The sequence below is a fragment of the Neotabrizicola sp. VNH66 genome (assembly GCF_049445895.1).
Taxonomy (GTDB): Bacteria; Pseudomonadota; Alphaproteobacteria; order Rhodobacterales; family Rhodobacteraceae; genus Pseudogemmobacter.
Genome location: NZ_JBMSDW010000029.1, coordinates 25,206 through 35,984 on the forward strand (window position 1 = coordinate 25,206; position 10,779 = coordinate 35,984).

Here is a 10,779-nt window from a genome sequence, read left to right on the forward strand (position 1 = left end):
GGCCGGGCGGGGCGCGGCGGCCTGTTTCGCGCGCGAAACGCTCATTCCGCGGCCTGACCGGCGGCGGCCAGCTCATCGCGGCGCCAGATGCCGTAAAGCAGCTTCTTGAACTCGGCCCAGGTGGCATCGAAGGTCTCGCGGCCGCGCATATAGGTCTCGCGGTTGAAGTCGCGGTAATCGGCCTCGTAGATGCCGTTCACCTGTTCGCCCGCCTGCCCGATCAGCGCGGTGAATTCCTGCCGCTGCGGCGCCATCGACCGGCCGAGCCAGGCCTGCATGAAAGCCGCAAGCTCCGCCTGCTGCGCGCCGTCATAGCGGGTGATCAGCGCGCGCACCGCATCCCATTCGAAGGCCAGCTCCGGCCGGCCGAGCGCGCGGGCCGCGACATTCTCGCCCTCCTCGATTGAGGAGAAGGTGGAATGCAGCATGTCGAAGAACCGCCCCGTCGAATCGAACTCCAGAAAGCTCGCCCCCAGAGGCACCAGCAGGATATCCGCCGCCGCCAGCCCGTTGATCGTCAGATAGCCAAGCGCAGGCGGGGTATCGAGGAAGATCAGGTCATAACGGTCCAGGACGCCGCTGTCGGCCAGGCTGTCGGTCAGCGCATCCCACAGCTTCCAGCCGCGGGCCTGCATCCGCCAGACCGGGATCTGGAACTCGGCCCAGTAAAGGTTCAGCTGGCTGCCGATCAGGTCGATATTGGGCCAGTGGGTCTTCTGGATGATCGTGGCCGGATCGGTCTTCAGCGCCTCGGTCAGGGTGGCGTCCAGCGGATGGGGGGTGTCGCCGCGTTCCGCCCGGGCACGGTTTTCGGATTGCAGATGGCGGGCGTAATGCCGGGCCAGCAGCGGAAAGGCGGTCTGCCATTCATCCTCGACCCGGCCGCCGAAGATCGAGGTCATCGAGCCCTGCGCGTCGAGATCGATCACCAGCACCCGGTAGCCGTCCAGCGCCGCCGACATCGCCAGATGCGCGCAGGTCGAGGTCTTGCCGACGCCGCCCTTGAAATTGGCCACGGCCACCATCTTCGCGGGCAGGCCCGCGGGGCGGTAGGGCAGGTAATCCTTCTTCTTCGCCCCCTCGGCACCGAAGAAGGCGCGCAGCCGCAGCACCTCGTCCAGCGCGAACCATTTCGCCCCGCCTTCGGTTTCCGACCGGCCCTGCGGCAGATCGGGATTGGCCTTCAGGACGCGGCGGAAATGGCCCTGCGCCACCGGGATCAGATAGCGGCAGATTTCCCAGGTCGAGAACAGCCGGAGCTTTTTGCGCCCCTCTTCGCCAAGGCCCCGCGCGGTCAGCTCCTCCCGGCCGCGGCCTGCGAGATCGGCGATCCGCCGCAGGTCTTCGGTGCCAACAGCAGCCCCGAGACCCGCCATGGCCGCATCGGGCGACAGGTTGAAATAGGGGGGAAGGTCGGGGGCGGGGTCCCGGCTCGATTCGCGTGCCATGCTGCCTCATGTGCGCCGTTTTCTGCAAGATACAGGAAAACACAGGACATGAAAGAATATACGCAACACAAGCGGCAGAGCTCTTATTTTCCCAAGCAAAATCAACGTGTTTCAGCCGGGTTTTCCGGTCGGGCCAAGGCGCTGCTTTTCGCCGCTCTTTGCGACCTGTGATGTTAAATATGAGTTATCTTATTAGTTACGGCCTGAGGTGGGAAACCGCATCTATATGGTTTTGAAAGATATTTTTTCACATTTTTGGCCTTGGGCGACTCTGAAACCCCGATCATGCGATTCCGGAACCCCGAGGCGGTGACTCTGATCCCCCGATCGCCGCGAACTTCGGACTTGGCGGAAGGGGAGCCTTGTGGATAACTTGGGCGTCAATGAAACCACGAAGTTTCAAAACGCCCCGGCAACCGGGGCAGGGGCCGTCGAGCAGCGGTCCCCATAAGGCGCGAGAGGCAGGACGATGGCGGCCATCACAGCAGGGCCGGGCGCGGTGGCGTCCGTCTCCGGATATCCCCCGGCACGGGGCGATTTCTTCGTCTGCGACATTTTCGATGCCCTGCCCAAGGATGACATGGCCTCGATGGAACATCCGCTGTTCTCGCTCTCGACCCGGCCCGACCGGCGCATCCTGAACTATACCCATAACGGGGTGGAGGTGACGGTGGTTCCCTCGGTCCGGGGGCTGGCCACGCTCTTCGACAAGGACATCCTGATCTATTGCATCAGCCAGCTGATGGCCGCGATCAATGCCGGGCGCGAGGTGACGCGCCAGCTGCGGCTGACCGCCCATGACCTGATGACCGCCACCGGACGCGAGACCAGCGGCGACGGCTATGCCCGCCTGCGCGAGGCCTTCGAGCGGCTGGCCGGCACCCGGATCACCACCAATGTGGTGACCGGCGGGATCGAGGCGACCACCGGCTTCGGCCTGATCGAAAGCTGGCAGATTCTGCGCGCCACCCGCGGCGGGCGGATGGTGCAGGTGGCGGTGACGCTGTCGGAATGGCTGTTCCGCGCGGTCACCGCGAAATCGGTGCTGACGCTCAGCCGCGAATATTTCGGCCTGCGCAAGCCGCTGGAGCGGCGGGTCTATGAGCTGGCGCGCAAACATTGCGGCCGCCAGCCGGAATGGCGCATCTCGATGGAGGTTCTGGCGCGCAAATCCGGCTCGGCCAGCCCGCTGCGGGTGTTCCGCAAGATGATCCGCGACATGATCGCCGCCGATCCGCTGCCCGATTATCACCTGCGCGAAGAGCCGGGCGACATGCTCTTGGTCACCCGCCGCGATCCGCTGGTTCTCCCGGCCGAAGGCCCGGTGCTGAAGGCCGTCACGATCGAGACCGCGCGCGGGCTGATGCGGGGCTGGGACATCTACGCGCTGGAGGCCGAATGGCGCGACATGTGGCACCGCTCGGGCCGCCCGCGGCTGCGCAGCCCCGATGCGGCCTTTCTGGGCTGGCTGAAAAAGCGGCAATAGGCCGGCCTTCGCCCGGTCGTCCCCCCCGGCTGCACAACGGGGCTGGCGGTGAAAAGACGGCTGGTCTAAAGTTTCTCCAGCTCTATTTGCCGCAGGGTTGCAGATCAGGTGATTTTCCGCGTTCTCGCCCTTATCCGGTGCGCCAGGGGCCTGGCAATCGTGTGACCTACCCCGCTGTCTCCGCATCCCCGGCCTTGGTCAGCATCATTATCCCTGCGTATAATCACGCGGGCTATGTGGCCGCGGCCCTGCGCAGCGCCCTGGCCCAGAGCCATCCGCAGATCGAGCTGATCGTCATTGATGACGGATCGGCGGATCAGACGGCGGCAGAGATCAGCCGCGTCCTGGCCGGCTGCCGCCGCGACCTGCGGATCGAGTTCATCCGCCAGCCGAACCGGGGTCTGGCCGCGACCCTGATCCGCGCCCTTGCTCTGGCGCAGGGGCAGTTCGTGCAGTTCCTGGCCAGCGACGACGCCCTGTTTCCGGACATGACCGCCCGGATGGTGGCGGCCTTTGCCGGGGCCGGGCCGGAGGTCGCGGCCATCGCCTGCGACGGCTATGTCTTCGATGGCGCGGGCCGCGACCATCTGCCGTTCAGTGCGCTGCACCCCTGGCCGGTCGGGCGCAACCTGCACCGGGAACTGCAGGTCAGCAACTGGCTGCCGGCCATGGGCCTGCTCTATCGCCGGGATATTCTGCTGGGCGAAGGCGGCATCGACCCCGAACAGGTCTATGAGGACTGGGCGCTGCTGCTGACGCTGAGCCGGCGGTTCCGCATTCTGCGGATACCCGACCGGCTGTTCCTGTATCGCCAGCATGCGAGCAATATCTCGAAAGACGCGGATACCACGGCCCGCGCGCATCAGGTGCTTTGCGCGCGCTATCCCGCGATGCGGGCGGTGCGCGACTGGAAGCAGGCGCTGCGGCAGGGCAAGCTGTCCGGGGCGCTGGCCGGGCTGACGCCGGGCAATCTGGATCTTGCGCTGCGCTTCGGGCTGCGGCTGCTGCAGCGGCGGCTGTTGCTGGCCCGCGAAGGCCGGAGCTGGTCGGCCGGACGGGAGCGGGACGGCAAGGCCGGCGGGCGGGTCCGGATCGGGCCGGGCTGCGTGATCGGCCGCGGTGCCGTGCTGGAGGCGGGGCCGGGGGATCTGGTGCTGGGGGCGGGCTGCCGGATCGGCCCCGGCGCCCGGCTGACCGCGGGCGCGGGGCTGAGCCTCGGGGCGGGCTGCCATATCGCGGCGGGGGCCGTGCTGGGCGGGGAGGGCGGCGGCGAGATCCGGCTGGGCCGGGCCTGTCTGATCGCCGAAGGCGCCCGGATCGCCCCGGGCACGGTGCTGGGCGATCTGACGGCGGTCGGGCCGGGGCTGGCGGTGCAGGGCACATATCCCGCGGGGACATGGATTCTGACGCAGGCGGCAGGCATCTGCCGCGGCCCTTCTGCGGCGGCAGAGCCCGATTGCGAGGCAGGGGTATCGGCGCTATAAGCGCGGGAAATCTGTTCTGTTTATTCATTCGGGGTAGAAATATGCAGGCATTTTCAGACCTTGCCAAAGAAAAGCCCGTTGTCCCCACGCTTTTGCAGCTTCCCTGCCATATTGACGGCCGCGGTTCGCTTGGCGTGATCGAAGGGGCGGATCTGCCCTTCGACATCCGCCGCATCTATTATCTCTATGATGTGCCGATGGGGGCGGTCCGGGGCGAGCACGGGCACAAGCAGCTGGAACAGCTGATCCTGTGCATGCATGGCGAGGTGGAGATCATCCTGAACGACGGCAGGCGCCAGTTCCCCTTCGTCCTCAGCAATGCCGGCATGGGGCTTTATCTGCCGCCGGGCCTGTGGCGCCGGCTGCGCTTTCTGCATCCCGAGACGGTGGTCTGCGTGCTGGCCTCGCGGCCCTATGAGAAAGACGACTATATTTTCGAATATGAAGAGTTCCTCGCCTGGACTCGCAGCAAGGACGGCAAGGTGATCGGATGACGGGTTTCAATTTTCTGGATGTCGGCTTCACCTACAGATCGCTGCAGGAGGAGCTTGATGCCGCTTACCGGGCCGTCATGGACTCGGGCTATTATATCGGCGGCTCTGCGCTTGCGGGGTTTGAGACCGATTATGCCGCCTGGTGCGGCGCGCGCCATTGCATCGGCGTGGGCAACGGGCTGGAGGCGCTGGTGCTGCCGCTGCGCGCCCGCGGCATCGGCCCCGGCGACGAGGTGATCGTTCCGGCCAATACCTTCATCGCGACCTGGCTTGCGGTGGCGCAGACCGGGGCGACCATCGTGCCCGTCGATGCCGATCCGGCCACGATGAACATCGACCTTGACGGGGTGGAGCGGGCCGTGACCCCGCGCACCAAAGCGGTCATGCCGGTGCATCTTTACGGCGCGCCGGTGCCCTCGGCCCGGCTGCGGGCGCTGGCCGAGGCGGAGGGCCTGTTCCTCCTGGAAGATGCGGCCCAGGCGCATGGCGCCACCGACGGCGACCGCAAGGCCGGGGCGCTTGGCCATGCGGCGGGGTTCAGCTTCTACCCGGGCAAGAACCTCGGCGCTTTCGGCGACGGCGGCGCGGTGGTGACCGATGACGACGCCCTGGCCGATGCGGTGCGGGTGCTGGGCAATTACGGCGCACGCGAAAAATACCATCACGAAACCCGGGGCGGCAATTCGCGGCTGGATCCGCTGCAGGCCGCCGTCCTTTCGGTCAAGCTGAAACATCTCGATGCCTGGAACCGGCGGCGGCAGGAGATTGCCGCGATCTATGCCGAGGCGCTGTCCGGCCTGCCCGGGCTGACCCTGCCGCAGACGGCGCCGGGCACGCAGCCGGTCTGGCATCTTTATGTGGTGCGCCATCCCCGCCGCGATGCGCTGCGGGCCGCGCTGGACAAGGCCGGGGTGCCGGCCGCCCTGCATTATCCGGTGCCGAACCACCACAGCGGCGCCTTCCGGGCCGAGCTGGGCCATCTGTCCTTCCCGGTGACCGAAGAGATCTGCGCCACCTGCCTCAGCCTGCCGATCGGGCCGCATCTGTCACCCGACGATGCCCGCGAGATTGCCGGGCGCGTTGCGCAGAGCCTGCGCGATCTCTGACAGACGGCACAGACATGCAGGACCGCTTCGCCCCGCCTGCCGATCTCCGGACCCCCGCCGAAGGGCGGGAACCGCAGGATGCCATCGCGCCGGTCGGTTTTGACCGGCCGGCCACGCTGCATCTGGTCAGCTCCGATGACAGCCTGCTGCGTGACACTGCCCCCCTGCTGGGGATCCTGCGCGCCTTGCCGCAGGAACGGCATCTGGTGCTGTTCACCGGCCCCGCGCCCGATGCCGCCACGCTGACGCGGCTGCAGGAGGCGGGCGGTTTCGTGATGCCGGGGCTGGCGGCCGTCCGGCCGGGCGATCACCCGGCCTGGCTGGCCCGGCGGCTTCAGGTGCTGCTGCCGCAGCGGGTGATGATCCATGCCGCGGCGGATGATCCCCTGGCCGGACAGGCCGCGCGCAGGCTGGCGGCGCGCTATGGCCGGAAGCTTTATCTCCTGCAGGGTCATGCCGCCGCGGGCGGGGTGGTGCCGGGCCTGCTCGGGCCGGAGCTGGCCGGGGCGACCCATGTGCTGGGCCCGGGGCTGGACAAGCCGCAGCTGCGCCGCGCCATGGCCGCCGCCGGATATGACGGACCGCTGCATCTGGCCACTTTGGGCCATAGTTTCGATGCGGGGCGGGATGTGCCGGCCGATCCGCCGGCGCATCTGCTGCCTGCCCGCCTGCCCGAGCCGGAACCCGCGGAGCCGGGGGGAGAGCCGGGACTGCGGGCCAGACTGAAATCCGCCCTGTCGCGGGTGCAGGCCAGGGTGATGCCGGCGGGGGGAGAGCTGCCGCCGCTTTCCACCGCGACGGCGGGCCTGCCCGGCGAACTGGCCGGGTTCGGGACGGAAAATCTGGCCGATCTGATCGTCGCGCTGGTTCAGGCGACCGGGGCGCGCCATTACCATATCGGGCCGATCGACCCGCCGCTCTGGCATCTGGTGCAGCAGCGCCTGCAGGAACAGGACCTGCCTGCCGAGCGGGTGGTCTTCTTGGGGGCCGAGGGACAGGTCGGCGACCATCTGCTCTATCACCGGGTCGGGCTGTTTCTGGGCAGTCTGCCCGGCGTGCAGCATTGCGCGGGCCTTGCCGGGGCCGCCTGGGCCCGGGTGCCGGTCGCCCGGTTCCGCGGCGGGGACGGCGCGCAGGACGGGATCGGCCCCGGAGAGACGCTGGACTGGTCCGGCCCGGGGGATCTGTGCCGCCGTCTGGAGCAGGGGCTGTCGCGGGCGGACCGGCAGGCCCTGTCAGAGGCCTCCGGGCGCTGGTACCGCCAGAGCCTGCATCCCCGCCGCTTTGCCCGCCGGCTTGCGGCCCTGCTGGACCTGACCGAAGGGCGGCTGGACCATCATCCTTCGGATGAGGAGACCGAGGCGGCGCTGGCGGCGCTGTTCGATGCCGGCTTCTATCTGCGCCGCTATCCCGATATCGCGCAGGCCGGGATCGACCCGCTGAAACATTACCGCCAGCACGGCGAGGCGGAGGGGCGCTCTCCCAATCCGCTGTTCCATCCCTGGCATTATCAGGCCCGGCTGCCGAAGACCGTGCAGCCCGCGAAGGGCACGCTTCTGGCGCATTACCTGCTGTGCGGTGAGGCGCGGGGCTTCACGCCCCATCCCTATTTCATTCCGGCCTGTGCCGCGCCCGGCCTGCCGCAACCGGAGGCGGATGATCCGGGCGCGGCCGATTCGTTCGCCGCCCGGGCCGCAGGATCGGTGCTGGCGCGCTATCTGCGGCAGGGACGCGGATCCGTGCAGCCGCATCCCTTGTTCGATCCGGCGCATTATGCCCGCAATCTGGTGCTTTCGGCCGGGGATCAGCCGCTTTTGCTGCATTACCTTGAAACCGGGGCAGAGGCCGGGCTGTCGCCGCATCCGCTGATCTCGCCCGATCTGGTGCGGAACTGGGGGGCGTCCGACCTGCTGTCGGGGCTGCTCTACTGGCTGGCGCTGCCCGGTGCCGGGCCATCAGAGCCTTCGCCGGACCTGCTGTTCGACCCGGGCCATCTGTGTGGCGGCGAGGCCGGGCGCTATGCTCTGGCCGCGCCCAACATGCTCTGGGCCCATCTGATCGAAGGCGACCGGCCCGACCGCGGCCCGCATCCGCTGATCGATCCGGCCCATGTTGCGCGGCGGCGGCCGGAGGTGCTGACCGCCGCAAGCCCGATCCTGCCGGAGATGGCCGCGGGCCGCATGGCCGGGATCGACACCCATCCCCTGGTCAGCACCGCCCATATCATGGCGCAGGCGCCGTGGTGCGGTGTTCATCCGACGCGGCATTATGTCCAGAACGGCGTGGCAGAGAACATCGACCCGCATCCGTGGTTCTCGACCGCCTATTACCTGTCGCAGGCCCCCGATGCGGTGACGCGGAGCGCAACTCCCTTGCAGGATTACCTGCAGCGCGGAGAGTTCGATGGCCTGCGGCCGCATCCGTTCTTTGACAGCAACCATTACTGGAACCTCTATCTGCGCGAGACGCAGGGCGGGGATTCCCTGCTGAACTACGCCCGGCAGGGGGCGGGCCTGTTCCGGCTGGTCCAGATGCAGGACGAGGGCCAGCGGCGGATGGCGCTGCGCACGGCGCAGAGCCTGTTCGCGCAGGAGGGCTGCGACAGCGCCCTGACCGAAACCCTGCTGAAAGAGGCGCTGCATCCTGCCACCGCCTCTCCGCACCCGACCCTTCAGGTGGAAACCCGGCCGGTCTGTGCCGAATGGCCGGAGGGGGCCGACCGGCAGCTGGTCCTGCCCGCCACCACGGTCGCATTGTCGCGGCCGGCCGTGCTCAGCCGCGGGCATGTCGCGCCGCCGCAACTGCGCCATGACCTGCCAGAGGTTCAGGCCGGGATCTGCCGCCGGGCCTGGGTGCTGGCCGGGGCAGACGGTTTCGGCACGCAGGACGGGAAATGGTGGCCCGAAGGGGCCGAGACCGGCCCGCTGCCGCACAGCGAGCTGGCCGGGGAGGGGCGCTTTGCGCTGCGGCCCGGAACGCCGGTTGCGGCGCGGCGGGACGGCGCGGTGCTGCTGCGCTGGCACCGGCCCGCACGTGCCTTTGCCCAGGCGATCTTTGCCTGCGGCAGCGGCAGCGCCACGCTGGACCGTTTCCTTCTGGAGGTTCTGCCCCGGGCGATCCTTGCGGCCCGGCTGGCGCCTGCCGGAACCCCGCTTCTGACCGAATCCGATCTTCCGGCCCAGGCCCTGCAGGCGCTGCGGCTGGCGCTGCCGGACCATCCGGTGCTGCAGATCCCGCGCGGCCAGGCCGCCCGGATCGACCGGCTTTTCGTCGCCGGGCAGGCGAACCGGCTGGAAGTGCCACAGGCCGATCCTGCCCCCGATGCCAGACCCGCGGCGGCGGCCTTGCGGCTGCATCCGGACAGTCTGGCCCTGTTGCGGGCGCATCTTGCGGGGCCGGTGCCGCCCCGGCCGGCAAGCCGGCTGTTTCTCTGTGCCGACAGCCTGACCTCCCGGCGGCTGTCGAATGCCGAGGAAATGGCTGCGGCGCTGGCCCGCTGCGGCTTTCTGCGGCAGGATCCCGGGACGATGGATTTTGCCGGTCTGGCGGCACTGGTGCAGGGCGCCGCCGAGATCGTGGCGACCGATTGTGCGCAGCTGGCGGTTCTGGCGCTGGCCCGTCCGGGCACAAGGGTCTGGGTGCTGCAGGGCAATGCGCCGGGCACCGATTTCCATCGCTGGGACACGCTGGGCCGCCTGTCCGGGCTGGAGATGGTGGCCGTGTCGGGCTGGCAGATTCTGGGCAGCGCCGGGGCACAGAACCGCCCGGCCGATGCGCATTATGTGGTGCCGGTCGATCTGGTGACGCCGTTCTTCGAAACCCGGCTGCCGCAGGACAAGCAGGTTTCGCGCCTTCTGGACGCGCTTTATGGGTCTTCGGGGGCTGCGGATGTTCTGACGGGGGCCTGGGCGGTTCATGCCGGGCCGACGCCTGCGGGGTTCGAGGACCGTCTGCGGCACCTGCGGCACCGGGCGGCGCTCGGGATTTCGGCGGCGGAGGCGGCGGATCTGCCGGGGCTGATGGCACATCCGTTCTTTGCCGATTTCGCGCGCAGCATCCGGTCGGGCTTTCCGGTTCTGGCCGGGCTCGACGGTGATGAAGCGGCACTGGCGGCGCAGCTGCGCGCGTCTTTTGCCGGGGAGACGGCGGCGGGGCCTTTGCCTGCGGCGGCGCTGTCGGGGCCCGAGGGGGCGCGGCGGCGGCTGTTGCTGGCGATGCTGCTGCTGCCGGGCTGGTCGGTGCCGCTGCCCGATGCGGCGGCGCTGCCCGAGGATGTGGTGGAGCGGCATCTGGCCTGGGCGGTGGCGCCTGCGGCGCTGATCCGGGCGGGCGAGGATGCGGCCTGGGTGCGGCATGTGGAGGCGCTGCTGCACTGGCTGGCCGACCGGCTGGCGGATGCGGATCTGCCCGAGGGGCTGCGGCTGCGGCTGCGGCGGATGGCGGGGCGTCTGGATCTGGGCCAGCTTCTGCTGATCGACCAGCCGCTGCGCGGGGTGCAGGAAGCGCGCAACCGCGTGCTGGACCTGATCACCCCGGGCGAGGATTCCGCCATTACAGAGCCTGTTTCTGCGGGTTCATCGGGGTCATCTTCTGTTTCTTCGGGTCGTCTTCGTGTTGGCATTCTGTGCCGGACGTTCGAGAAGGGGCCTGACAGCGAGGCGGTGGTGGCGTTTCTGCGCGGCTTCGATCCGGCGCGGTTCGAGGTCTTTGCCTATTCCATCGGCTTCCGCGACCGGGTGGTCAGCCGCGATCCGGCCTTCG

At 68.8% G+C, this 10,779-nt stretch carries 6 protein-coding genes and 1 pseudogene; 6 read left to right on the forward strand and 1 reads right to left on the reverse strand.

Annotation, left to right across the window (positions count from 1 at the left end; translation table 11 throughout):
- Positions 1-41 precede the first annotated feature (41 nt).
- On the reverse strand, positions 42-1,448 hold the full coding sequence (locus ACO2Q5_RS22840) for an AAA family ATPase (RefSeq protein ID WP_423295374.1): 1,407 nt from the start codon (positions 1,446-1,448) through the stop codon (positions 42-44).
- A 48-nt stretch (positions 1,449-1,496) separates the two neighbouring features.
- Here ACO2Q5_RS22840 and ACO2Q5_RS22845 point away from each other — a divergent pair, with 48 nt between their 5' ends.
- The 6 genes and pseudogenes from ACO2Q5_RS22845 to ACO2Q5_RS22870 all read left to right on the forward strand — a co-directional run.
- On the forward strand, positions 1,497-1,619 hold the full coding sequence (locus tag ACO2Q5_RS22845; RefSeq protein ID WP_423295376.1) for a hypothetical protein: 123 nt from the start codon (positions 1,497-1,499) through the stop codon (positions 1,617-1,619).
- Between the two features lie 298 nt (positions 1,620-1,917).
- Entirely contained in the window at positions 1,918-2,934 is a 1,017-nt protein-coding gene (locus ACO2Q5_RS22850; protein WP_423295378.1) for a replication initiator protein A, read from the forward strand.
- 194 nt (positions 2,935-3,128) lie between these two features.
- Complete coding sequence (locus ACO2Q5_RS22855; protein WP_423295380.1) at positions 3,129-4,418, forward strand: glycosyltransferase; 1,290 nt, start codon at positions 3,129-3,131, stop codon at positions 4,416-4,418.
- Positions 4,419-4,459: 41 nt separating this feature from the next.
- Positions 4,460-4,912: a sugar 3,4-ketoisomerase gene (locus ACO2Q5_RS22860; RefSeq protein ID WP_423295382.1), complete on the forward strand. Its 453-nt coding sequence runs from the start codon at positions 4,460-4,462 to the stop codon at positions 4,910-4,912.
- Complete coding sequence (locus ACO2Q5_RS22865; RefSeq protein WP_423295384.1) at positions 4,909-6,018, forward strand: DegT/DnrJ/EryC1/StrS family aminotransferase; 1,110 nt, start codon at positions 4,909-4,911, stop codon at positions 6,016-6,018. The genes ACO2Q5_RS22860 and ACO2Q5_RS22865 overlap by 4 nt, the downstream gene beginning before the upstream one ends.
- Positions 6,019-6,032: 14 nt before the next feature.
- A pseudogene (locus ACO2Q5_RS22870) lies at positions 6,033-10,779 on the forward strand (hypothetical protein); the annotation flags it as partial.